Origin of the sequence: Cytobacillus horneckiae, from assembly GCF_002835735.1 — a bacterium.
In the GTDB taxonomy this organism is placed as follows: Bacteria; Bacillota; Bacilli; order Bacillales; family Cytobacillaceae; genus Cytobacillus; species Cytobacillus horneckiae.
The window spans coordinates 13,527-36,721 of sequence record NZ_PISD01000008.1 but is presented as its reverse complement, the minus strand read 5'-3'; the positions used below and the strand labels follow the sequence as shown (position 1 = coordinate 36,721).

Annotated in this window: 22 protein-coding genes, 1 riboswitch and 1 other annotated feature; of the genes, 6 read left to right on the top strand and 16 right to left on the bottom strand. The window is 37.1% G+C overall.

Annotated features, from left to right (window positions below; genetic code table 11):
* Nucleotide 1: 1 nt before the first annotated feature.
* Nucleotides 2-658: a reverse transcriptase-like protein gene (locus CWS20_RS03370; protein WP_066200328.1), complete on the bottom strand. Its 657-nt coding sequence runs from the start codon at nucleotides 656-658 to the stop codon at nucleotides 2-4.
* 131 nt (nucleotides 659-789) lie between these two features.
* On the opposite strand from CWS20_RS03370, the gene CWS20_RS03365 reads away from it, so the two are divergent.
* Together CWS20_RS03365 and CWS20_RS03360 are read left to right on the top strand one after the other, a co-directional pair.
* Nucleotides 790-1,179, top strand: a complete 390-nt coding sequence (locus CWS20_RS03365; RefSeq protein WP_066200330.1) for a reverse transcriptase-like protein — start codon at nucleotides 790-792, stop codon at nucleotides 1,177-1,179.
* Between the two features lie 15 nt (nucleotides 1,180-1,194).
* Nucleotides 1,195-2,097, top strand: coding sequence for a DMT family transporter (locus CWS20_RS03360; protein ID WP_066200333.1), 903 nt, complete (start codon nucleotides 1,195-1,197; stop codon nucleotides 2,095-2,097).
* A gap of 349 nt (nucleotides 2,098-2,446) precedes the next feature.
* Here CWS20_RS03360 and CWS20_RS03355 read toward each other — a convergent pair whose 3' ends face one another.
* From CWS20_RS03355 to CWS20_RS03345, 3 genes are all read right to left on the bottom strand, one after another.
* Entirely contained in the window at nucleotides 2,447-2,728 is a 282-nt protein-coding gene (locus tag CWS20_RS03355; RefSeq protein ID WP_066200336.1) for a DUF6123 family protein, read from the bottom strand.
* Between the two features lie 86 nt (nucleotides 2,729-2,814).
* A complete protein-coding gene (gene splB / locus CWS20_RS03350; protein ID WP_066200339.1) occupies nucleotides 2,815-3,840 on the bottom strand; it encodes a spore photoproduct lyase in 1,026 nt (341 codons plus the stop codon).
* Complete coding sequence (locus CWS20_RS03345) at nucleotides 3,837-4,082, bottom strand: transcriptional regulator SplA domain-containing protein (RefSeq protein ID WP_066200342.1); 246 nt, start codon at nucleotides 4,080-4,082, stop codon at nucleotides 3,837-3,839. The genes splB and CWS20_RS03345 overlap by 4 nt, the downstream gene beginning before the upstream one ends.
* A 139-nt stretch (nucleotides 4,083-4,221) precedes the next feature.
* On the opposite strand from CWS20_RS03345, the gene CWS20_RS03340 reads away from it, so the two are divergent.
* Together CWS20_RS03340 and CWS20_RS03335 are read left to right on the top strand one after the other, a co-directional pair.
* Nucleotides 4,222-4,584, top strand: coding sequence for a carboxymuconolactone decarboxylase family protein (locus CWS20_RS03340; protein ID WP_066200345.1), 363 nt, complete (start codon nucleotides 4,222-4,224; stop codon nucleotides 4,582-4,584).
* A gap of 15 nt (nucleotides 4,585-4,599) precedes the next feature.
* Nucleotides 4,600-5,022: a pyridoxamine 5'-phosphate oxidase family protein gene (locus CWS20_RS03335; protein WP_066200347.1), complete on the top strand. Its 423-nt coding sequence runs from the start codon at nucleotides 4,600-4,602 to the stop codon at nucleotides 5,020-5,022.
* 51 nt (nucleotides 5,023-5,073) lie between these two features.
* On the opposite strand, the gene CWS20_RS03330 is transcribed toward CWS20_RS03335, so the two are convergent.
* Together CWS20_RS03330 and CWS20_RS03325 are read right to left on the bottom strand one after the other, a co-directional pair.
* Nucleotides 5,074-5,964, bottom strand: a complete 891-nt coding sequence (locus CWS20_RS03330) for a 5'-3' exonuclease (protein WP_066200349.1) — start codon at nucleotides 5,962-5,964, stop codon at nucleotides 5,074-5,076.
* A gap of 372 nt (nucleotides 5,965-6,336) precedes the next feature.
* Complete coding sequence (locus CWS20_RS03325) at nucleotides 6,337-7,611, bottom strand: FIMAH domain-containing protein (protein WP_241504141.1); 1,275 nt, start codon at nucleotides 7,609-7,611, stop codon at nucleotides 6,337-6,339.
* Between the two features lie 620 nt (nucleotides 7,612-8,231).
* On the opposite strand from CWS20_RS03325, the gene CWS20_RS03320 reads away from it, so the two are divergent.
* Nucleotides 8,232-8,846, top strand: coding sequence for a DUF6241 domain-containing protein (locus CWS20_RS03320; protein WP_066200354.1), 615 nt, complete (start codon nucleotides 8,232-8,234; stop codon nucleotides 8,844-8,846).
* Between the two features lie 159 nt (nucleotides 8,847-9,005).
* Here the strand turns inward: CWS20_RS03320 and CWS20_RS03315 are convergent, their stop codons facing one another.
* The 10 genes from CWS20_RS03315 to CWS20_RS03270 form a co-directional block, all read right to left on the bottom strand.
* Nucleotides 9,006-10,130: an NADH:flavin oxidoreductase gene (locus tag CWS20_RS03315; RefSeq protein ID WP_083957461.1), complete on the bottom strand. Its 1,125-nt coding sequence runs from the start codon at nucleotides 10,128-10,130 to the stop codon at nucleotides 9,006-9,008.
* 113 nt (nucleotides 10,131-10,243) lie between these two features.
* Nucleotides 10,244-10,441 carry a cysteine-rich CWC family protein gene (locus CWS20_RS03310; RefSeq protein WP_066200356.1) on the bottom strand — a complete coding sequence of 66 codons (198 nt, stop codon included), beginning with the start codon at nucleotides 10,439-10,441 and terminating at the stop codon, nucleotides 10,244-10,246.
* A gap of 553 nt (nucleotides 10,442-10,994) precedes the next feature.
* On the bottom strand, nucleotides 10,995-12,290 hold the full coding sequence (locus CWS20_RS03305; RefSeq protein ID WP_241504134.1) for a multicopper oxidase family protein: 1,296 nt from the start codon (nucleotides 12,288-12,290) through the stop codon (nucleotides 10,995-10,997).
* Nucleotides 12,291-12,330: 40 nt separating this feature from the next.
* Nucleotides 12,331-12,501 carry a hypothetical protein gene (locus tag CWS20_RS28560; RefSeq protein WP_241504133.1) on the bottom strand — a complete coding sequence of 57 codons (171 nt, stop codon included), beginning with the start codon at nucleotides 12,499-12,501 and terminating at the stop codon, nucleotides 12,331-12,333.
* A gap of 464 nt (nucleotides 12,502-12,965) precedes the next feature.
* Nucleotides 12,966-13,298 (bottom strand): four-helix bundle copper-binding protein, encoded by a 333-nt coding sequence (locus CWS20_RS03300; protein ID WP_066200362.1) that lies wholly within the window; start codon nucleotides 13,296-13,298, stop codon nucleotides 12,966-12,968.
* A 598-nt stretch (nucleotides 13,299-13,896) separates the two neighbouring features.
* The gene (gene aspA / locus CWS20_RS03295) at nucleotides 13,897-15,324 is read right to left on the bottom strand and encodes an aspartate ammonia-lyase (protein ID WP_066200364.1); all 1,428 of its coding nucleotides are present in this window, start codon (nucleotides 15,322-15,324) and stop codon (nucleotides 13,897-13,899) included.
* Between the two features lie 724 nt (nucleotides 15,325-16,048).
* On the bottom strand, nucleotides 16,049-16,711 hold the full coding sequence (locus CWS20_RS03290; protein WP_083957516.1) for a DUF1801 domain-containing protein: 663 nt from the start codon (nucleotides 16,709-16,711) through the stop codon (nucleotides 16,049-16,051).
* A gap of 238 nt (nucleotides 16,712-16,949) precedes the next feature.
* Complete coding sequence (locus CWS20_RS03285; protein WP_066200367.1) at nucleotides 16,950-17,330, bottom strand: SRPBCC family protein; 381 nt, start codon at nucleotides 17,328-17,330, stop codon at nucleotides 16,950-16,952.
* Nucleotides 17,331-17,333: 3 nt separating this feature from the next.
* Nucleotides 17,334-17,654 (bottom strand): ArsR/SmtB family transcription factor, encoded by a 321-nt coding sequence (locus CWS20_RS03280; RefSeq protein WP_066200370.1) that lies wholly within the window; start codon nucleotides 17,652-17,654, stop codon nucleotides 17,334-17,336.
* A gap of 397 nt (nucleotides 17,655-18,051) precedes the next feature.
* Nucleotides 18,052-19,311 carry a cation:dicarboxylate symporter family transporter gene (locus CWS20_RS03270; protein WP_066200373.1) on the bottom strand — a complete coding sequence of 420 codons (1,260 nt, stop codon included), beginning with the start codon at nucleotides 19,309-19,311 and terminating at the stop codon, nucleotides 18,052-18,054.
* Nucleotides 19,312-19,441: 130 nt separating this feature from the next.
* A riboswitch (cyclic di-AMP (ydaO/yuaA leader) is annotated at nucleotides 19,442-19,592 on the bottom strand.
* 1,389 nt (nucleotides 19,593-20,981) lie between these two features.
* Nucleotides 20,982-21,191 (top strand) — a binding site (T-box leader).
* An 81-nt stretch (nucleotides 21,192-21,272) separates the two neighbouring features.
* Here CWS20_RS03270 and CWS20_RS03265 point away from each other — a divergent pair.
* The gene (locus CWS20_RS03265) at nucleotides 21,273-23,000 is read left to right on the top strand and encodes an aromatic amino acid hydroxylase (protein WP_066200376.1); all 1,728 of its coding nucleotides are present in this window, start codon (nucleotides 21,273-21,275) and stop codon (nucleotides 22,998-23,000) included.
* Nucleotides 23,001-23,195: the final 195 nt, after the last annotated feature.

Below are 23,195 nucleotides of genomic sequence, written 5' to 3'. Positions count from 1 at the left end.
CTTATAACAACTGCATTTTACTATGAATCCTCTTTCCTTCTAAGCTTTGAGCAGCTAGCTTATGCGCTTCCTTATTATCATTTCTCGGAATAGGTGTAAACGTCGCGTGAATTCTTAATGCCTCGATTTTTTCTTCTATTTTGTCCAGCCAATTACTCAAGGTTTCTTCATAGCAAGGCCACTCTCCTGCAATCTGCTTTAAAACCCCTTGGGCATCTCCTTTAAATTCACAAGTCATACGTCCAATTCCTAATTCTTCTAATAAACCGACAGCAAAATACATCGCTGCATATTCCGCTTCATTATTTGATTCAAGCTCATGGAAAACTTCATTTGCTCGAATTCTAAACTTTTTCTTTCCTTGTTTATAATAGACAACCGCTCCAAGTCCTGATTGTTGATTCGTATTATTATAACCGCCATCAAAGAAAACAATTATATCATGAGGCTCTTCTTCAATTTCAGTAAGAAGCTTCTTCATTTCCTTTAAAGTCCATGAGGTTCCTGTTTCGTCGTAGTATATAAGCTCCTTTGATTTGCCTGACATTTCGATATCTTCCCCAAGGAGAATAGCTAACTCCCCATCTATCCAGTCAGAAGAAACACTAATTTCTTCTTTTCCTTTTAGTTTATAATTCCATTCCAGTTTATATTTCATGTTTTTACAACCTTCCTAAATGTATAATTATGTACCGCATCTTTTTATAATTATGATACACTTACTTTTAGTTTATTTCCTTCATGATATGTAGAAAACAATTAAATTATATATGAATAAGGAGGCTGACAATGATTGAAGTGTATATAGATGGAGCAAGTGCAGGCAACCCTGGTCCTAGCGGTGCCGGTATTTTTATAAAAATCAACGGAGAAGTAGAACGTCACTCCATTCCACTTGGAATAATGGAAAATCACGAAGCGGAATATCGCGCACTCATTCATGGACTTCATATTTGTATTGACAAAGGATATAAAACCGCATCTTTTCGCACAGATTCACAGGCTGTCAATTCTGCAGTTGAAAAGGAATTTGCAAAGAATAAAAAGTTTGCTCCACTCCTTTCAGAAGCATTGACTCTTAGTCAGCAGCTAGATCTATTTTTTATGAAGTGGATACCAAGTTCTGAAAATAAAGCAGCAGATGAACTGGCTCGAGCAGCCATCAGAAAAAACCGATAGAAAAGGAATCATACAATGAATAAATCGAAACTTCTAGCTGATATCAGCCTTCTATTTATTGCCTTTACTTGGGGAGTCACCTTTGTCCTTGTACAAAATGCGATTGCATTTCTTGAACCATTCTCTTTTAACGGGTTTCGCTTTTTTATTGCAGCCATCCTTTTAGGCAGCTTTTTAATCATCTTCCAAAAAGGACAACTAAAGCAATTAAATATAAAAATATTACTTGCCGGTATTTTAATCGGCGTATGGTTATTTATCGGCTATGCATTTCAAACATTGGGGCTTTTATATACTTCTTCATCAAAGGCTGGATTCATCACTGGTTTAAGCGTCATACTTGTGCCGCTTATTGCCCTGCTATTTTTAAAAGTAAGATTACGCTTAAACGCAATAATCGGCGTGAGCATTGCAACAATAGGATTATATTTATTAACTATGACTGATATGGTTTCTCTTAATAAAGGCGATGCTTTTGTATTTGTGTGCGCTTTTGGTTTTGCTTTACATATTATTTTTACTGGCAAATACGCTTCTAAATACCCAGCCTTGCTATTAACAGTCATTCAAGTTACAACCGTCGCTGTGTTATCGACCACCTTTGCATTCTTATTGGAAGATTGGCAAGCAGCTGTGCGGCAAGAGATTTTATTTTCCAGTGAGGTAATCATGGCACTCATCATTACTTCCGTTTTTGCAACAGCTCTTGCCTTCTTAGCACAAACCTATTTTCAAAAATACACTTCTCCTACAAGGGTCGCTCTCATATTTGCCATGGAGCCAGTATTTGCCGCCATCACAGGCTTTGCTTGGGCAGGTGACCGCCTTTCGTATAGTGCTGTTTTAGGATGTGCTTTTATTTTTATCGGAATGGTTCTTGCAGAATTGCCTTCTAGAAAAAGGATATCAGCTATCTGAGTTAGAAAAAGACGTGTATAACATTACACGTCTTAGCCTGATGGCAAATTGCCTATGAATGGAGTTTCCGAATGCTTATACGGATACTGTTTGTCACTTTAATTATTAGTTAAAATAACAGATTGTTCTTTGCTGGTCTTGTTTGTCACTTTAAACTTCAGTTAAAATGACGAATTACTCTATGCTGGTACTGTTTGTCACTTTAAATCCCAATTAAAGTGACAAATCGCTCTTCTCGGGCATTATTCATCACTTTAAACCTCAGTTAAAATGACGAATCACTCTAACTGCGCCATATTTGTCACTATAAAACATTAATCAAATAACCTTTAGCTTTGTAAGCAGCTTTTTATATTGAAATCAGCAATGTTTCCTTCGCATATTTAATGGCAGCTTTACGGCCAATAATTTTATTTGACATCAGATTTTCCAAAAACGAAACGTAAAAACTTCCATCAAAAGTCTTCTGTGCTTTTAAGGTCACTTCAATGGCCACGTTCACAAGCTCATCTGGGGCGTTCGTATAATGCTTCCCAAAGTATATAAACCCTACGCTATCCTCTTCGAATTGAAAGCCTTTCCCCTGTAAATGGAGTAAAAATTCCTCTACCGTTTTCACAGATTGCCCCATTCCTCTCCTCAACAATCATTTTGGTCTAATTTTATCGTATTATTCGACAACTTTCCACCTTTTTTCTCCTTCTAAAGACTTAGATTCTATGTGAAATATTCTAACTTGGCTTCCGGAAAAAACTTCTCCATATAACTGTATAAATGCGCTTTCATCTTCTCTTCTTCATCCTTTTGATAAATATATTTACCTATGCCATATTTCCCCCATTTATTTCTTCTTTTTTCTTCGTCTAGTTCCAGCTTAGTCATCGGATAATTCTTCTCTATTACCCTTTTCGCCGGCTTAGTAAAACGATGTTGGATAAATTCAAATGTTAAATCTTTCTTTGCTTCAGGAGGCAGCTCTGCTTCAAGGCGCTCAAACATTTGATAATATCCTTCTTCCCAGCCTTCATGCAAATAAATCGGCGCAACAATGAATCCTAAAGGGTAGCCAGCTCTGGCAACCTTGCCTGCGGCTTCAATTCTTTTCACTAATGGGGAAGTACCTGGTTCAAAGTTTTTAATGACATAATCCGCATTGACACTAAAACGAAACCTCGTCTTACCGTTATGCTTTGCATCTAGCAAATGGTCTACATGATGGAACTTCGTTACAAAACGCAGCTTCCCATATTCGGTTTCTCCAAAATGTTCAATTGCTCGTTTCAATGTATGGGTAATATGATCAATTCCTACAATATCAGATGTACATGAAGCTTCAAATCTTGTCATTTCCGGTGCACGTTCAGTCATGTACTGATCTGCGGCCTCCAATATTTCATCTACATTAACATAGGTGCGAATATATGGCTTGCTTCCCATTGTCGTTTGAAGATAGCAATAATGACAATGCCCCATGCAGCCTGTTGCAAATGGGATGGCATACTCTGCCGAAGGTTTAGAAGTATCAAATTTCAATGTTTTCCTGATTCCTACAACTAACGTGGATTTAGCTACGCGATATTTCTGAAAATCATTATCGCCTGGCAAGTTTCTGACTTGGTTATGAGATGTCGTATAGCGTATTTCCACATCCAACTTTTCAAACTTTTCTTTTAAAGCTTGACCTAATGGGTATTCGAGCGCTTTAGGCTCAATATAGACTAATTTCGGATTAAAGGGCTTCAATCGTTCAACATCCCTTCAGTCACATCACCATAATAGTATGAATATGCCTCATTCGCTTCTTCTTCAGAAGTGTATATCGCCATATCATTCGATAATGGATAATATGTTTCGTATAAAAATAGCGCTAACTCACCAGGATTTTCAGGATTGTTGACGACTGCAGCTGCTTGGATGTTCGCCACATCCTGAGTATGGGGGTTTCTATAAAATACATAAACAATGTCTCCAGCATGGTAATCCATCTTGCCACCTCTATTCTTTTAATAATTAAATTTTGTGTAAATGTATTCGATAATATAATTCTTTTTTTATGGAAAAATAGAAGGATTGACTTAAGGTCATAATAAAATGTGCGAAAAAATACGAAATGGAGAGAATGCTATGGATAATCAATATCAAACAAATGGTGAGAATTCATTAATTAGATTTAAAGAAGGGCTAGGCGAACTTTCAACAACGTTGCCAGATTTTGCGGAGAAATTTAATTCTTTTACAGAAGAGTGTTTTAAAGAAGGATCACTATCGCAAAAACAAAAGCAATTAATTGCTTTAGGCATCAGTATCCAGGCACAGGATGAATACTGCATGATTTACCATACAAAGGGATGCCTTGACCAAGGCTGCACCGAACAAGAAATTTTGGAAGCTGTTGCAGTCAGTGCAGCGTTTGGCGGAGGAGCTGCTCTTAGCCAAGGTGTGACAGTTGTTCGGGATTGTATGAAGGAATTCGGTACTCTTCATTAAGGAAGGTGGACTCAAATGGATAAGGAAGATTTAAAAAAACTCGTTCAAAAGATTATTTCCAATCACCAAATCGGCGTTCTTTCATCAGTAGAAAATAGCAAGCCGCATGTGCGCTACATGACATTCTTTATGAAAGACTTTATTCTTTATACACCAACGAAAAAGAATACAGAGAAAATAGAAGAAATTAAAAATAACCCTCATGTAGCAGCCTTATTAGGCTATGTAGAAAAAGGCTCTAATGATGAATATGTAGAAGTTACTGGGATTTGCAGTATAAGTGAAGACAAAGATTTAAAGGAAGAATTTTGGAACGATTCTTTTCACAACTGGTTTAACGGAGCAGATGATCCTAATTATGTTTTAATGGAAATAAAGCCTGAGGCAGCGAGAATTTTAAATAGCGAGCATATGAAGACAATGGAAATAACCCTCTAAAAAATAAGAGGCCCGCTGCTTAAATGAAAGCAGCGGACCTCTTCCACATCGTTAAACGATTACTTTGCTGTTGCTTAAAAACTTACTCATCCCGCGAAGCTCTACTTCTGTAAATTTTTTCATCACTTTGTCGATATTCATATTAAAAATGGAATCACTTAATGAACATGTGACTGGAACATCACATTTAATTTCAGCGAGCTGCCTGCTTAAATGAAGCATGTCTAAATCTTGTTCGATTTTAGTTTTTTGTCCTTTTGTAAGCTGCTCTATGTTTTCAAGAACGCCTTCAATATGCTCATACGTTTGTAGCAGTTTTAATGCTGTTTTTTCACCGATGCCCTTTACACCAGGATAATTATCACTCGTATCGCCCATAAACGCTTTCAGATCAATCATCTGTTTCGGTGTGATCCCTTTTTCTTCAAAAAAGGTATGCTGTGTATGAACGAAGTAATTACCGAACCCTTTTTTCAATAGGATAACCGATATATCGTCCTCTAGTAATTGGAGAATGTCCTGGTCACCAGTAAGTATCATTACTTCTGTTTCATGCTTCATTGCTTTGGCAATGGTGCCGATGCAATCATCTGCTTCATATCCTTGCAGACCAATATTTGGAATATCAAAGCATTCGACAACTTCTTTTACTAGATCGAATTGAGGAACTAGCTCAATCGGCGCTTCAGGCCTATTTGATTTATAGCCGTCATACATATCGGTTCTAAACGTTTTGCTTCCCATATCCCAGCATACAGCAACATGGGTTGGCTGAAAGTGGTTCACCGCAGTCAAAAAGTGTTTAACAAACCCATAAACACCGTTCGTAGGCACCCCTTTTGAATTTATCATAAATTGCCCTGTCACGGCCGTAGCGAAATAGGCTCTAAATAGCAGTGCCATTCCATCAACTAATAGTAGCTTCGATTCCTTCTCGTTCAAAATATTTCCTCCTCGCATTTCACTAAAAAACTTGACGCATGCCAAGTGACATTTAAATAGATTTCAATAAAATCCCTATTTGCTAGAAATATTATAACATGAAAAGCTGAGAATTGATGAATGGAGAAACACCTTACAAAAACTCCCTTATTGAACGGGCATGGGGTATTAGCTAGTGACAAAAAAAAGGCCACCCGTAAGAATAAAACTCCGGCTGACTTCCTAAATGGACAAACTCTTTATGGCGCATCCTGTTTTTTTTCATATCCACTATTTGTTTTACGAATCATAAAGTTGTTTTCGTAGGATTGACTCATTATGCAGGACATTGGATAGCCGCAAATTCCTGTATCTTAAAAGGATATAAAACTTCTACCACTTTCCAATCAAATAATTGGCATCGCTCTGGAGCCTGTTATACGCTTCCTGAGCAATCATCCCTTCTTCTTTATAATGATTTAGTAAAAATTTAAAGCCTTCAGTATGCTTGACAACTTTCGCGCCATTCTCCTGCTTTTCAAAACGTTCTACAACAGTCAAATGAGTCGCTAATGACCTGGCTACAGTATCGCTCTCGAACATGCCCTCTTTAGTGAAGCGCGTAACAAGGTCTTTCATGTCAGATGCACTTTCAGTCCAATATTTCGGCAGGCTTAGAAAGTCATCACCGTTGAGACGATTGATAGAATCATCTGCCATGCGAGAGGCAATGCCCCATAACCCGTTCTCCACGCGATCGATCAATTCTTGATCATAGCCAAATGCAGGTTGTTGACCGGGCATTTCGAACAGAACAGTTGCCGTTCCATTTAGTGCAAATGACGACCTAGCCTGACCAGGTAAATCACGTTCCTCCGGGTGTATATACTGGGACACACCAGGCTCCTCATTGTCCGACAATTCCTTCACACCAAGAGCAGCGGCTAATGCGTAGCGCTTGGACTTATCTTGATCCAATTTCGGCCAATCAGCGTATTTTTGGCTGTCGTCTGGACCTAGCGGCGGGTAGTCTATCGCAATCGTGACATCCTCACCCGTTTTATTGGTCTTTGTCGTACCCATGTGATGAAGGTCGACAAAAGCTTCTACTTCACCGAACTCATCCTTTAAATCAAGATATAAGTCTCTAAGGATTTGTGACTCATTCGTTAGGAAAAAGCCAAGATCAGCACTAGTGCCAGGCAAATCCTCAAGCAATGGTTCGTAGTTCAAATCCGGGTTGAAATCTCTGTTAATATCAAAGCCGCGGTTTCTTGCATGATAGTACCAGGCAGGTTCAGCACCTTCAAGTAGTGGATAAGTTGCAACAACCTCGTCCCATGGAAATACGTTTTGCCGTTGAGTTAACTCGGCACCATCAACGTTAAGGCGCGGCACGGCAACTATGGTTACCTCATCACGGATAGATTGAGCAAGGGGGCTATCGCTCGTTCCTAGGGTCTCGAACATCTGCATAAGTGCCTCTGGTCCGCTCTTCTCGTTACCGTGTATGTTACCATTTATCAGCAACAGTTGGTCACCTGTCCCTACACGGGCAGCGTGGATTTCACGTCCTTGGCGTGACTGCCCGATCACTTCGACCTCGACCTTGCCGGAACTGGCCTCCTTAATTTGATTTAGCTTTTGTACCAGTTCTACGTAACTCATCCAATCCTTCTCCACATGGTTGCTATTCCCCTCGACTTGAGCAGCCAGTCCGCTTACCGGGATTAGCAATAACGTTACCATTGCAGCAAATGCCATCATTTTTTTCAAAAGATTTTTTCTCATAATAGCCTCCTTAAATATGAAAATATTAATTAGCACAACTTCTTCACTAATTGGCGGATCAGCCACCTCCTTATTTTTTTGTGTAAGCTTTCTATCTATTTGAATAAGGAAATAACCCTATAACAAATACTAGATTTCATTTGATATCAAAAAATACAGTATATTCTGAATATTACTCTACTTATCATAACTTTAAATCATTAACTTTTGCCAAAAAAAATATAAAATCCTACGTTTTCCTCAGTTAGTTGTTTTTATCATTTTTTTTAAATTAGGAAGAAACTCACCAGAAACAGTCAGAAGGCACCATTCAATTGACTATAAGTATTGGGTAACGTAATAATGTCTTTCCAGAAGAAAGCTATCGTTCTTCTATCAATTTGTCGGTGGAGGCTTTTTATTGATAGGTATTATCACAAATAAATGTTTACAATTTACAAATCGTTATGATATTCTCTTGAAAAATTCAAATATTATCCAAAACAGGGGGGATAAAATTGAAGAAAAAAAAGCATCTATATAAAATTATAGGCGGGATATTAGCTTTTGCAGTAGTCATTGGAAGCGGAGCGCTATGGATTCAAGGAATCAACGGAGAATATGAAGCAGCATTCGCAAAAGAGCAAGAGGAAAAAGAAACACTAAAAAAGGAAATAGATGGACTTAAAACTGAATTAAAAAAGAAAGAATTTGAATCAATTATTGATGAAGAAATGGGAGAAGAAAATGTTGTGCATTCTAGGTGGATTGATGAATGGAAAAGCGGAGAAAGACCATTTCATGAAAATTTAGTACGAGAAGTTATACAACAAATGTCTCATCAAAAGGTGATTGCGGATCAAAAAGAAGGATCAATTATGATTACGCAAGAAAGAATAGAAACACTCATTAGAATGGTAGAAGAAAACAAAAATGGATACGAAACTGCAGATCAATATTTATCAATTTTAAACAGATGGAAAGAAGGAAATTTCAATTTAGTTGATAATGATCACAACGAGATGTGGAGGCTGCAAGAACGTTGGGAAGGGAGAGCAACTGGGATCGCCAGTGAAGAACAAGAAAAAGATTATCTCGTTAAAATGTTTGGTGTAGGAGAAGAGCGTAATTAAAAGCTGTCACTAGCAGTAATAGGGATGTTACCATACTAAAAAATTCTTAAAATACAATTACCCCCGTCTTGCTTTAGATGGGGGTAAAAATAAATGAAGCTTTAGCAAGTAAAATCGTAAACATCTCACAATTACGCTTTTTAACACTTAAGGTTAAAATTAAGTAAGAAAACCTTCAGCCTCTTTCGTGTATGACCTTACCTCGTTCAATTTTCCTTCTTTTAATTTTACAACCCACTCAGGGTCAGCCAGCAGTGCCCGACCTACGGCTACATAGTCATAGTAACCTGCTCTAACTTTGTCATCGACAATTTTTAGGTTTTTTTCAATCGTGACAGTCCCATTATCCTGATTACTGAGGTATGCACGATTAATTCCGATTGACCCAACAGCAATAGTCGGCTTTTTAGTAAGTTTTTTCGTCCATCCTGCTAAATTTAAAGCCGGATCTTCATCCTCAAATTCAGGCTCCCATATTCTTCTAGTGGAACAGTGAAAGATATCAACCCCAGCATCTACTAAAGGTGTAAGTATTTCTGCAAGCTCCTTTGAATTATTGGCAAGCTTCGCATGGTAATCCGTTGACTTCCACTGTGAAAAACGGAAAACAATTGGAAAATCACGGCCCACTTCTTTTCTACATGCTCTCACAATTTCTGCTGCAAAGGTTGAACGCTCACTGCGATGTCCACCAAACTCATCACTGCGCTTATTTGTCACTTCCCATAAAAATTGGTCAATTAAATAACCGTGTGCACCATGGAGTTCAATACCATCAAATCCGATTCGCTTTGCATTTGCCGCAGCTTCTGCATAGGCATTGATCATTTCTTTCACTTCAAGATTCGATAAAGCTTTAATCTTGTCATTTTTCTTTCCTTTTAAAGTAATACCTGAAGGACTTACAGGGGGTGAGTCAACATTTGGAGCACTGCCAGCTTTTCGCGCTGCCCCCACATGCCATAATTGCGGAATGATTTTACCTCCTGCTTGATGGACATCATTAACCACTTTAGACCATGCCTTTAATGCTTTCTCACCGTAAAAATGTGGAATATCAGGGTGTGCTACGGCTGCTGGGTGATTAATCGCCGTCCCCTCTGTTATAATCAGACCAACACCATTCTCTGCTCTTTTGCGGTAATATTCAGCAACATTTTCACCAGGTATTCCATCCGGTGAAAAACCTCGTGTCATTGGTGCCATCACAATTCTGCTAGAGAGCACACCTTTACCAAAAGGTACAGATTCCAATAAGCTATTTCCTGCAATTTTTTCTACCACATTTATCACTCCTCTCTTCTATTCTACAAGTTTACTCTCTAAACTCAAAAGAATAACTCTGAATTGATAGAAAATTCAACAAAAACCAACATACAAAGAAAGGAGTAAATAAATTATTTACTCTGCGGCTGACCTTCATTAAAAGCTTCTAGACATTTTTTACATATACACTGTTTTCCTTTACTTTCTTCAGGTACTTTATTTAATAGTTCCTTTGGAAATCCACCTACTTCGAAACACCAGCAAGGATGTTCATTATCTACCATACAACGATTTTGTTCACCACAAATAGGACAATGCTGATTTGTCATACAATCCTCCCTAAAACGAAATCTACTGTTATAGTTTATCATGTTATGTATGAATGGGATTGATAGATAAAATACTTGTATACCCGATTACAACGGACCTTTAGCCTTGGCTTCATGCCATAAAAAGTTTTTTCTAGTATTAACACAGAGGCAAAATAACATTCTATTGTTTTTTCTCGCCATCTATTAACTGTTTTAACTTGAATTTTTTTAAGTTGTCTCTTTAGTAAAATTACTTCGGTGCTTTTCTAGCGAATCAATATCCATTAGTATCATTTTACTGTGCTGTAAGCTCTCCATTTTCTGCTTGTGACGGGTAATTTTATTAATTAGTGTAATTACATTTACATATACATGATGGCAATTCTACTCCGTTTTCCATAGACGACTAACAAGTTGTAGCCATTGTTCCCTATTCATAGCTGTATTCGCATATGGTTATCCCCCACCTAAGCTTCTTCGATTCCTCTAAACTTTGAGGTGGGGTCTTACTCTCTGTTAGCTGTCTTATTGGATTCGGCCTGTCCACTCTGTAAAGTCTTTTTTGATAAAATTAGTAAACTTCTACCTGCCCCATCATACCGTTATCTTCATGTTCTAAAATATGACAGTGATACATATAGGTGCCTTCTTCAGGAAAGGTGACGAGCAGTTTGACACGTTCGCCCGGTTCAATGAGTACACTGTCTTTCAGGCCTTGCTCATTCGGTGCCGGTTCCTTTCCGTCCCGTGATATGATTTTGAACTGAGTGCCATGGATATGGAATGGATGAATCATCCCACCCATATTATCGGGTTTATTATAGATTTCCCATACTTCCGGGACGCCTTTCTTCTGTCTCAAATCAATCCGTTCAGGGTCGAATTTCTTGCCATTGATTGTGACCATGTCCATCATTCCAAACAATTCAATCTGTTTAGAGATTGGGAGGTCTTTCTCCTTTTCCGTCAGGAAGGGTTCATCGGATGTCCATGATTCAACGGATTTTCTCGTTGCTTCACCCTCAAAAGCCAAATCAAATGGAAGCAGAATCGTTCCTTCTTCATCGGTTATAGCAACAGTCTCATTGGAATCCATTTCGGAGAAATCAATCAGGATTTCTGAACGTTCTGAAGCAGATAGTGTAATCTCATCCGTTTTAACTGGCTCTTCCAATAACCCGCCATCCGAAGCAATTTGAGTGAATGAGGCACCATTGCTCAATCGTAAAGTATAATTTCGTGCGTTTGCACCGTTAAGGATTCGAAAACGCATCACCGGTTGAGTCACTGTCAGTTTCGGATTGACTGTGCCATTTACGAGTGACACATCACCGATGGTTCCATCGCTATTCATCAGTTCATCATAATTCAGTTGAAGGTTCTTATCAAAAATACGGTCCTGAAAAATGAGTGGTATGTCATCCAATCCGTAGCTTGTCGGAAGGCCCGCAGAATCCTGATCCGCTCCTTCCACATAGAGCATCCCAGCAAGTCCTTTGAATACTTGTTCAGAGGTCTTCTTATGCGCGTGCGGATGGTACCATAGTGTTGCTGCAGGTTGATTAGCCTTTAAGGTAACGACCTTGCTTTCACCTGGCTTGATTTCATCATGCGGACCACCATCTTCAGATCCCGGTACTTCAAGGCCGTGCCAGTGGAAAGTCGTTGGTTCGTTCAACTCATTCCGGACCTTTACTTTGACGGTCTCCCCTTCCTTCAGCCGTACAGTTGGTCCCAACAGATTGCCATTGTATCCGTAGGTTTTGGTTATGGAGCCATCAAAGAATTGCGTCGTGCCCTCTTGTGCGACTACCTCATATTCGAAGTCAGAGTCAGTCTGTTTATCCAATAGAGGCGGAATGACCAACTCTTGAGTTCCTTCGGAGGCTTGAAGAGGAGTGACATTATCATGGTCCATGTGCCCCTCCATACCTTCCATGGCCCCATGCTCCATCGTTTCTCCTTCTGATTGTTGTTCTTTTACGGAATTTGTGCAGCCCGTCAATATGAATAACATGGCTGCTCCTGCCAATATATTTCTTTTCATTTTCTTGTTCCTCCCTTGTTAGTAATCGCAATGCAGATGAAAATCCCACCATATTCTTTTAATATTTTCACCCTTTGATATACAGCAGAATGATCCAAGGAGATATCCTCTGAATTCCTCTTTTGTTAGCGCCTACATATAGCCGATTTCTGGTTCAACTCGAAGCTTACCGATGTGACTGGTTACGATAAACCGAAGTCAGTTGACAAAAAAGCAACACCCCTTTGATGCGAGGAACAAATAACATGGAGAGTTGCAGCAGGCTATAAAACAATACTTTGAAGGTTCACTGAGAAATAAAAACAGCTACCTCCTTTCATTGCCATCCATTTCTCTTAATAATCATAGTTAACAAATATCGAGAAATGATGCAAAAATGCCCTTTAATCTTTTTCCACCAAACCAACACCCCCCATTTCATAATGGGGGGTGTTTACAGCTTAAACAGTCAAAGCAGTCTGTTTTTGCTAAATATATATAATGAAATCCACCTAATTAAGCAGCAAATTTACGACATTCTTCTGCGCATTTAAAGCAAGCTTCAGCACATTTCTGACAATGTTCATGATGATGATTTTTACACTCATTTCCACAAGCCTCGCAAATTTCAGCACATAATATACAAATTTGATTAACAAATGGACTATTGGATTGCATAGATTTTACTGCGAGGGCACAAATATCTGCACATTCCCTATCCAAGCGGATACAAGATACCATCATTTTTAAGTCTTCTTCCTTTAAACAACTATCATAGCAAATATTACATGCCTCCATACATTCTAAACAAGATTTGATACACTGTTCTAAAGATTGTTGTTTTTCCATAATATATCCTCCTTGTTTTTGGTCTACAATTATATCCTACCCTTGTCAATGTTGAATAAACTGCATAAAAAATGCACATTTGCATGGTGCTAAACTCTAATCAATAGTCTCACTTCACCAAAACCATGAACTAATGAACGTTATTTCATAAGTTTTTTCGTTCACTTATCATTTAAGCTACTCTAAAAAAGGAAGAACCCTCGTTCTAGTCCTTTTAAGAGTATCCTATTATCTCACTCCTCCCATAAAGACGAATAATAAAAAAATTGATTCAATTCAAATACATGCGTAAGCTGACAAAGAATACTAACGTTAACATAAAAGAACTGCAGTTGCCTGCAGCTCTATCAGATAGATATAATTCTTCTGTAACCATACTGTCTACACATTAAACTTAGCGGAGAGAATACTTTATAATTAACTTCTATAAGATATTTTAACTTTAGGAGCAAATATATAAGTATGACTCCAAAAGAAATTTTTATCATTAAGCTACGTGCGGGCTTTTACGGGCAATTATCCCCCCGCCAAAATTTCTTCGATTCCTCTAAACTTTTAGATACAGGCTTACTGCCCGTTAATCTACGATAAAACTTATTTAATCCCGGTCAAATAGAGACACTCCTGAGATACCAGGATTTGTCATTTCATAAGGATTTAAAATAAGGTCCAGTTCTTCTTCGGTTAATACATCATACTTCAGGCATAGTTCACGTACGGATTTCCCCTCCATAATCGCTTCCCTTGCGATACGTGCTGCCACTTCATATCCAATATGCGGATTGACTGCAGTAATAATCCCTGCACTATTTTCCACATAATCTTTTAGACGATCCTCGTTAGCTTCAATCCCTGCCAGACAATAGTCTGTAAAGGCACGAAAGGCATTGTTCATAATACTGATTGATTGAAGCAAGTTGAACACAAGGACAGGCTCCATAACATTTAGTTCAAGCTGCCCCGCTTCAGAAGCAAGGCATATGGTATGATCATTGCCAATGACTTGGAATGCTACTTGATTAATCATTTCAGGCATAACTGGATTGACTTTCCCTGGCATAATAGATGAGCCTGGCTGACGAGCAGGCAAGCTAATTTCCGCAAGACCTGCGCGAGGACCCGATGCCATTAAACGCAAGTCATTCGCGATTTTAGACATATTCATCATGCATACTTTTAATGCAGCAGAGACTTCTGTATAAGCGTCTGTATTTTGTGTTGCATCAACGAGATGCTCTGCCCCAACGAGTGGAAGACCACTAATATTCGCCAAATGCTTAACGACATTTTCAATATAACGAGGGTCTGCATTCAATCCTGTTCCCACAGCTGTTGCGCCCATATTTATTTCATATAAATGCTGGCGAGATTGTTGTATCCGTTTAATATCGCGCGCTATTACACGGCTATATGCTTCAAACTCTTGACCAAGACGGATTGGAACCGCATCTTGGAGATGTGTCCTACCCATTTTAATGACATGGTCGAATTGTTGTGCTTTTTTCTTAAAAGTTGCAAGCATATCTTGCATCGTATTTAATAATTTTTCGAGTAAATTAAGTGTGGCGATATGAATGGCAGTCGGGAAAACATCGTTTGTTGATTGTGACATGTTCACATGACTATTTGGACTTAAATGGAGAGCATAGTCTCCTTTATTTTCCCCAAGTAATTCTAAAGCGCGATTTGCAATGACTTCGTTTGCATTCATATTCATGGATGTACCTGCACCACCTTGGATTGGATCCACGATAAAATGGTCATGCCATTTGCCAGCAATCACTTCGTCTGCTGCCTGAATGATCACCTTACCAAGTCCTTCATACAATCTCTTAGTATCCATATTGGCTAATGCAGCTGCTTTTTTAACAATTGCCAACGCTTTAATTAAATCTTCATGAATACGATAGCCTGTTATTGGAAAGTTTTCGACTGCACGTAAAGTTTGGACCCCGTAATATGCATCTAAAGGTACTTCCTTTGATCCTAAGAAATCGCTTTCAATCCTTACCTTATCATTTAACATTTTAATTTCGCCTCGCCTATCTTCTACATTTATGAAGGTAAAACTGTTATAAAGAAAAATATCATTTCTCCTTATTTATGAACCTTCTGATTAAGCTTCTCCTAAATGAGATACCTCCTAAATAATAGCACAATCTTTTTTTCTCCGAAAGGCTAAGAGGTGATCGAGCTACAACTGGTTCAACTAAACTTATTCCTAAAACAAGAAACTAAGAGCCTACAACTAAAATCCGTAGCAGTCATTTTACTCTTTTTTATTCTACTATAATAAATACCGTTAAATAATTTAGCAGCCTCATTTCCTGATAATAAAGGAGCACCGCTAATATAATAAGCTACACACTAACTAGTAAATATACTAGTGATTCTTATTGTACACTTTGACGGTTTTAACTCTATAATAATGGCGGTCACCTGACACTGTTTATGACATAAAAAAAAGCGTTCCTTCGTAATGAAGAAACGCCAGCGATAATCTGAAGAAAAGGAGCTTCTGTTTTTTTATGCATGTCCCCCGTTAGTAATAGAAAAGTGTACCCTTCAGCAAAAAGCCAAAGAGCATGCTTTTGTATGCAGTATTTCTCTTTTCTTAATTCGTAATGCGTAAGACTGTTATACGATAGGCTGATTATACATTAACAATCACTTTTTATTTTTCCAATTAAGAGTATCGCCTTACATCTTACAGGAGGTCGAATGAACGCAAAGGATGACTTAAAGATTGATTAATTTGTTTTCTTATCTAATAACTTATGCGATCCGTCACAGTTGGGCAGCTTTTGAGATAGTCCACAAGTGCAATCATTTAATCCCTTTCCAGCGAGAATTTTCTGCATATATTTTTCAATTCTTGAGTCTCGAGTTTTAGATTGTTTCGGTTGAGAAAAATAAAGAATGTAAGCTCTTTGCCGTCCCGGCGTCAGTGCTTCAAAAGCTGTTTTCAAGGCAGGGATTTCTTCGAATTTATTTTGAAGTTCTTCCGGAATGATCATTTCTTTATGCTTTTTTTTCACTTCCAAACCAGCTTTTTCAACTTCAATGGCTTCATATATATAGGCTTTCAAGATGGGTTCCAGTTCAACTATTTCTTGAACATTGGTGAACCGAATCTGGCGTGCCGCCTGCACATTCTCCGTTTGTTGGATTAGAATTCCATTGGGGTCCTTTAACCATTCACCTTTATGAAACAGTAGTGCACAGTATTCTTTAAATCCATGTATTAAAACTATGTTTTTTTTCTCAAACGTGTAACAAGGATGCATCCACTTAAATTCTTCAGTCAGCTCACATTCAAGAACGATATTTCTCAAGTTCTCAAATTCTTCCTTCCACTTTTTAGTTTCACTTAAAAATTCATCCACCTTAGGATTCAATCTACTATTTGTCATTTTGGAACACACCTCTTTACTTTTATCAATCAGCTGACAGGCAAATATTTTCCAAATATATTCTGCCACATGAATATTTATCATTTTCAATATCCCACTTAGAAAGCATGCTTCGTCTTTCAGTAAAAAGGCATCTTGATTTATTCCCTCTTAAACAAAAAAATTAGTCTTTCACTATAAACAGCTCAGTATAGGATCTAGGATGTTACGATGCAAAGCTGATCAAGTATAACTGTTCTTATAGTAATTTTTTTAATTCATCTACCATACTTGACCAGCCATATTTCGCACCATTGAACGCTTGATTTTCTTTTGCGAATCCTGATTGTTCAAGATGTAAGTAGGTTGTTTCACCCTCCTGTTTTAATGTCCATGTGACGATTGTGTTTATCGGGCCACCTACCCACGTATAAGATAACTTATAAGGCTTGTCAACTACCAATACTTCACTATTTACAATTAAACCTATTTCTTCATTTCGAAATTGACATTTGTATCCTACGATTGGTTTAAAGTTATTTTCCATTACCCATTGTGCAAGAGTATCTGAATGGGTTAAGGCGTTCCATACCTTATTGATAGGACTTTTAAATTGAAAATCTAATAATAAATCCGCCATTATTTATTCCTCCAATATATTCTTTAGTAATATCGCTCTTTCATTCCAAAACTTCTCATAAAATGATAACCAATCTTTAACTTCCTGTAAGGGAGCTGCATTTAGTCGATACCTTGTTTCTCTGCCTATTTTACGGTTAGTTACTAAATCAGCTTCCTTAAGAATAGCCAAGTGTTTAGAAACAGCCGTACGCCCTATTTGAAAATGAGGAGTTAGTTCGTAAAGGGGTAACTCCTCTGAATCTGCCAACAAACGTATTAATTTACGTCTTGTTGGATCTGCAATGGCTATATAAACATCACGCTCTTGGTAAGTATTGCTCAAAATCCTTCCCCCCTCTTATATATTAGTCACCATTTAGTGTCATAATTATATGACACTTTCCGGTGTCCAGTCAACATCTGGGTATTAGTATAGTTTTCTAAATACAAAGTTACGCTTTCGTTATTTGAAAATGAATTTTTATTTACAAATATTAGATTATTGCTACCTAACCTGTCGAATGCGAAAAGAGCAATCTCAGTTTTATAATCGTTCTGGTTTCCCTTCATCCCCACTGATTGTTAGTTGAACCAATCGGGCTTTTACGGGCAGTTAGCCACCACCCATGCTTCTTCGATTCCTCTAAACTTGAAGTGGGGGCTTACTGCCTGTTAATCTGGATAAAAAAAACACTAACAAAAATGAATGCATCAGATTTGTTAGTGTTTATAAAATTTTATTATGAAGCTTGTTTAATGTTTTCTTTTAATGGTGGGTTAAATTGACCTTCCCACTTAGCAACAACAATCGCTGCAAGTGAGTTCCCTACCACGTTAACTGCGGTGCGACCCATATCAAGAATACGATCGATACCAGCAATAAACGCTAACCCTTCAGCAGGTAATCCAATCGTACTAAATGTAGCTAGTAATACAACAAAGGATACGCCTGGTACGCCAGCCATTCCTTTAGATGTAACCATTAAAACTAACATTAAAGTAATTTGTTGTCCGATGCTTAGTTCAATACCAAACATTTGTGCAATAAATAATGATGCAATTGCTTGATATAAAACCGACCCATCTAGGTTAAAAGAATAACCCGTTGGGATAACGAAGGAAGCAATGTGTTTCGGGCTTCCCGCTCTCTCCATTTTGTCCATAATTCTTGGAAGCACTGTTTCCGAACTCGCTGTTGAAAATGCCAATATTAGCTCTTCTTTAATCATCTTTAATAATGTAAAGATGTTAAATCCAACTATTTTAGCCATTAAACCTAATATGACAATAACAAAAAATATCATTGACCCATATACAGTAAGAGCTAACTTACCTAAAGGAATCAGTGATGCAAAACCGTACTTAGAGATTGTTACACCAATTAATGCAAACACGCCAATTGGTGCATATTTCATGAATAGGTTTGTGACATAGAACATAGCCTTTGCCATGCCGTCGAAGAATCTCAGTACTGGTTTTCCTTTCTCACCAATTGCTGCAATTCCGAGACCAAATACAACAGCAAAGAAAATGATCGCTAACATATCGCCTTCAACCATCGCTTGTACCGGATTTGTAGGTACGATATGCAACATTGTATCCACTATAGACTTGCCTTCTTGCTCTTCATTTGTTTGGACATAGCTTGAAATATCATCTTGCTGCAGGCTTTCCATATTTAGACCAGCACCAGGCTGAATGACATTACCAGCAATGAGGCCAACTACGATTGCAACCATTGTCATACCAATAAAATATGCTAATGATTTACCACCAAGCTTACCAACTGATTTCAAATCCCCCACACCAGCAATTGCAACAATAATCGTTGAGAGTACAATTGGCACAACAATCATTTTAATCAAACGAATAAATAGATCACCAAATGGTTGTAACACACTTTGTGCTGTTTCACTTCCGTAGAAAATACCGCCAACTATAATACCTAAAATTAGACCAATAAAAATTTGATTAGCTAGACTTAATTTAAATTTTTTCATCAATTACCCTACCTTCATTTAAGTTAGACATATGTTCTTAGGCAAGGAAAACAAAGATGATTTGAATACAAACGAGAATTGACCAAAAAAAAGACACCGATTGTGTCAATTCACACTATATCATTTACTCTTTTGTTTCCTTAAACGCTGACGAGGTTAGCTTTCGGGTTAGGGCTATGGGAAACAGTAAGCCCTTCCATTTAAGGATTCACCCCAAGCGGAAAGTTCCGCCGTAAATATTGGGTCCCCCGTTCTTATAAAAGATTAAGCGATGTAACATAGATTGCTATATTCTTATATTATTAATAGATTATTACTTAAAACACTAAGTACTATCGTGAGAAAATTTAATCTATTATAGTTACAATTCCCCCCTTCCATTCTTTAGCATCTTCCTTCTTCAACTAATTATGCATGTAGCTAAATAGCTACATTCATCCATTAGTGGAAGAATACATACATAGATGCGATTATCTTGCTAAACCTCTATGATTAGTAAAAGTTTTTTGTTAGAAAATTTCAGCAAAACAAAAAAACTCTAACGTTTCAGTTTTTAGCAAAAAACTGATTAAAAGGGGCTTAATTATAACCAATACGTTACAGTTATTTAGTAGTATATATTATACTAAAAAAGAAATCAATTAAATATTTATACTCAATTTAAAGTTATTATACAAAAAAATTGGATGTTTGTGTTAAGTTTTTTAAAATTAAAACTATATAACTATAATATTGTAAAACTCTTCTGAAATTTCCATCTAAATGATGCTCATTTATCACAATAAAAAAAATGCATTTCTCGTCTAAAAGAAATGCTCTTAAGTACTTTCCTCTAGAGTGTTACTTGACATCTAATAGGAATTTGAATAAACGTAAAGTAAGGTAATATCAATGTGTAATCAATTTATTTCATATCTAATAACTTATGTAATCCGTCACAATTGGGAGGCTTTTGAAATAGTTCATAAGTGCAATCATTCAATCCCTATCCATCAATAATTACCTTATTATCCAATTATTTGCATAATCATTTCAAATTGTTTAGGTTAGAAAAATAAAAGGATGTTAATACTTCCTCTTTCAAAACTATCTAATTAAACAAAAAGATCAAGTGGAACAAGGTGACCATAACCAACTGATTGCTGCTACGATTTTATATCATTTATTGCAGCCTTAGAGGCCATAGGATCCTGTATCATCCACCTTTTCCCCAACAACATACTTTCGATGTATGTCCAAATTAGAACTGCATATAAAGGACTAGCAGAAAAGATACTACAAGTTTATTGGTAATTATTTCAATCACGTTATCAACTCATTTATTCAGGTTAACAATTTTTTTTAATGAAATTTTCGATTAATTATAGGCAATCAATCATTCTTTTTTAAATTTAAAATTGACTAACGGAAAATCGTACCATCAAAAAGGCTGTGAGCTCAATTTTAATTAATTCTCAAATATGGTTTGATATCCTTCTTCAGCTTAATTGCTGCTTTAGTCCAATATTAAAATAGGTTTCAGCAGCAAAAAACAAGCTGTCCTTTGAAGCTTTAACCTCCTGCTTTTGCCATCAGAGCATGCAGTTCCTTAAAAACCATTCCTAATCTAAAGAAAAAACGGATTGACTTTAATGCTTAAAAGCGTTTAAGATGTAAAGAACATTAAAATATTAAATGCCTTGAAGGATTTGAAGTAGTGACATCTTCCCTGTTAAAGAGAGCTAGTGGTGCTGAGAGCTAGTACAAAAGATATCATGAATTACGTTTCCAGAGCTTCTAACTTTTTTAAGTTAGACGGTTTTACCGTTATTCAATGAGTGGTAAGTAGTGTACATTTACTTACAAACAGGGTGGTACCGCGAAATTAATTCGTCCCTGCTAAATAATTTTATTTAGCAGGTTTTTTCGCGTCTAATTACTTTATCGATTAAAAGCGTTTAATTATAAAAGGAGTAGGTAATATGAAAACAGTCATTCAAGAACCCTTTATACCTCAACACCTGAGACCATTTGTTGCAGAGCAGCATTACAATTTATACAGTCCAATAGACCACGCCGTTTGGCGTTATGTTATGAGGCAGAATCATCATTTTCTTAAAGGTGTTGCACATGAAGCATTTACAGATGGATTAACATCATCTGGGATTAATATTGATACGATTCCTGAAGTTGAAGAAATGAGGAACAGGTTAAGTAGTATTGGGTGGTCAGCTGTCATAGTTGATGGACTTATTCCTGGAACCGCATTTTTTGACTTTCAAGCCCATGGAATCCTCCCAATAGCAACCGATATTCGAAAGAAAACGAATATTGAATACACACCGGCACCTGATATTATCCACGAAGCTGCAGGCCATGCTCCTATTTTATTTGATGAATTGTACTCAGAGTTTGTAAAGATCATTGGAAACATCGGAGCAAATGCCTTCGCTTCAAAAGAAGAACATAAAATATTTGAAGCAACAAGAGAATTATCTATTGTGATGGAGAAAGATACTTCAACTGAAGAAGATATTAGATTAGCAAAGGAAAAATTGAAAAAAGCACAGCAACTAATAACGGGCATTTCTGAAGCAGAACTGATCTCTAGAATCTTTTGGTGGACAGTCGAATTTGGACTAATTGGTGATGTTAACAATCCTAATATTTTCGGGGCAGGGTTACTATCTTCTGTTGGAGAAAGTAAGCATAGCTTATCTGATAAAGTTAAAAAGCGGCGTTTTACGATTGAAGATGCGATTTCAACAGAATACGATGTCACTTCAATGCAAAATCAATTATTTGTCGCTGAAAGTTTTGAACAATTGATTAAAGACGTAACTGCATTTAGTCAGAAGATGGCATTTAGAAAAGGTGGAACAGAAGGTATTGAAAAAGCGATACAATCTGGTCAGCTAGCACATTTAGAGTTTGATTCTGGCATACAGTTATCTGGCGTTTTTTCAGAGGTCATGAAGGATGACAACGGAGAAGCGATTTTTGTTAAAACATCTGGGCCAAGTGCACTTTCTATTCAAAACAATGAGATTGTAGGACATGGTGTTTCTACTCATCATGATGGATTTAGTGCACCTATTGGAAATTTAACAGGCGGCCTTTCATTAGAAAATAAAACTGAACAGGAATTAAAAGCGTTAGGAATAGAATTCAATAAAATCGCTCAATTCACTTTTGAAAGTGGAATCGAAGTAGCTGGCCATGTTACTGATTTTGTCTTTAATCACGACAAGGTTGTTCTAATTACGCTAGAAGAATGTCTTGTAAAGTATAATGAACAAATATTATTTGATACCAGTTGGGGAACATACGATTTAATTGTAGGAACAAAGGTATTATCAGCTCGTCCAACCGTAGCTGACTTTGCTAATTTTCATGGAGAAGCAACGCTTGAAGAAGTAGAAACTGTAGAAGCTCCACCATTAAATTCCTTAGAACAAATATACGCTGATGTGAGGACTATCCTTAATCAAAAAATGCCTTCTATTCATGAGATTGAACTATTAACTGACCGCATTTTAAATGAGTTCCCTGATGAATGGCTAGTACAATTAGAGCTATTAGAGATTGCAGTAAAACAACAATTAATACCTCTAAAATCAAAGCTATCAAAACAATTGGCTCATACAAGCGAGACACACATTCAATCTAATCTTATTCAAAATGGGCTGAAAGTAATTTTAGAAAAATAGAGGAACACCTTTGTTAGTGCTTGAGTTATCCAAAATACAAACCAGTCATAGATCTTACCCCATGGAATGAAGGTGGCCTCACAAACTTAAACTTCTGTTGTGTAAAATATATAGAAGAGTTATATTTTATAAAATTTGTAAGGACTATTTAATAATAAGGCACTTCTTCATAAAGAAGAAATGCCTTTATTTTTA

What these genes read in the sequence shown, in the direction of transcription:
- CWS20_RS03370 (WP_066200328.1), bottom strand. Translation starts at nt 658, where the DNA reads ATGAAATATAAACTGGAATGGAATTATAAACTAAAAGGAAAAGAAGAA.
- CWS20_RS03365 (WP_066200330.1), top strand. Translation starts at nt 790, where the DNA reads ATGATTGAAGTGTATATAGATGGAGCAAGTGCAGGCAACCCTGGTCCT.
- CWS20_RS03360 (WP_066200333.1), top strand. Translation starts at nt 1,195, where the DNA reads ATGAATAAATCGAAACTTCTAGCTGATATCAGCCTTCTATTTATTGCC.
- CWS20_RS03355 (WP_066200336.1), bottom strand. Translation starts at nt 2,728, where the DNA reads ATGGGGCAATCTGTGAAAACGGTAGAGGAATTTTTACTCCATTTACAG.
- CWS20_RS03345 (WP_066200342.1), bottom strand. Translation starts at nt 4,082, where the DNA reads ATGGATTACCATGCTGGAGACATTGTTTATGTATTTTATAGAAACCCC.
- CWS20_RS03340 (WP_066200345.1), top strand. Translation starts at nt 4,222, where the DNA reads ATGGATAATCAATATCAAACAAATGGTGAGAATTCATTAATTAGATTT.
- CWS20_RS03335 (WP_066200347.1), top strand. Translation starts at nt 4,600, where the DNA reads ATGGATAAGGAAGATTTAAAAAAACTCGTTCAAAAGATTATTTCCAAT.
- CWS20_RS03325 (WP_241504141.1), bottom strand. Translation starts at nt 7,611, where the DNA reads ATGAGTTACGTAGAACTGGTACAAAAGCTAAATCAAATTAAGGAGGCC.
- CWS20_RS03310 (WP_066200356.1), bottom strand. Translation starts at nt 10,441, where the DNA reads ATGACAAATCAGCATTGTCCTATTTGTGGTGAACAAAATCGTTGTATG.
- CWS20_RS03300 (WP_066200362.1), bottom strand. Translation starts at nt 13,298, where the DNA reads ATGGAAAAACAACAATCTTTAGAACAGTGTATCAAATCTTGTTTAGAA.
- aspA (WP_066200364.1), bottom strand. Translation starts at nt 15,324, where the DNA reads ATGTTAAATGATAAGGTAAGGATTGAAAGCGATTTCTTAGGATCAAAG.
- CWS20_RS03290 (WP_083957516.1), bottom strand. Translation starts at nt 16,711, where the DNA reads ATGACAAATAGTAGATTGAATCCTAAGGTGGATGAATTTTTAAGTGAA.
- CWS20_RS03285 (WP_066200367.1), bottom strand. Translation starts at nt 17,330, where the DNA reads ATGGCGGATTTATTATTAGATTTTCAATTTAAAAGTCCTATCAATAAG.
- CWS20_RS03270 (WP_066200373.1), bottom strand. Translation starts at nt 19,311, where the DNA reads ATGAAAAAATTTAAATTAAGTCTAGCTAATCAAATTTTTATTGGTCTA.
- CWS20_RS03265 (WP_066200376.1), top strand. Translation starts at nt 21,273, where the DNA reads ATGAAAACAGTCATTCAAGAACCCTTTATACCTCAACACCTGAGACCA.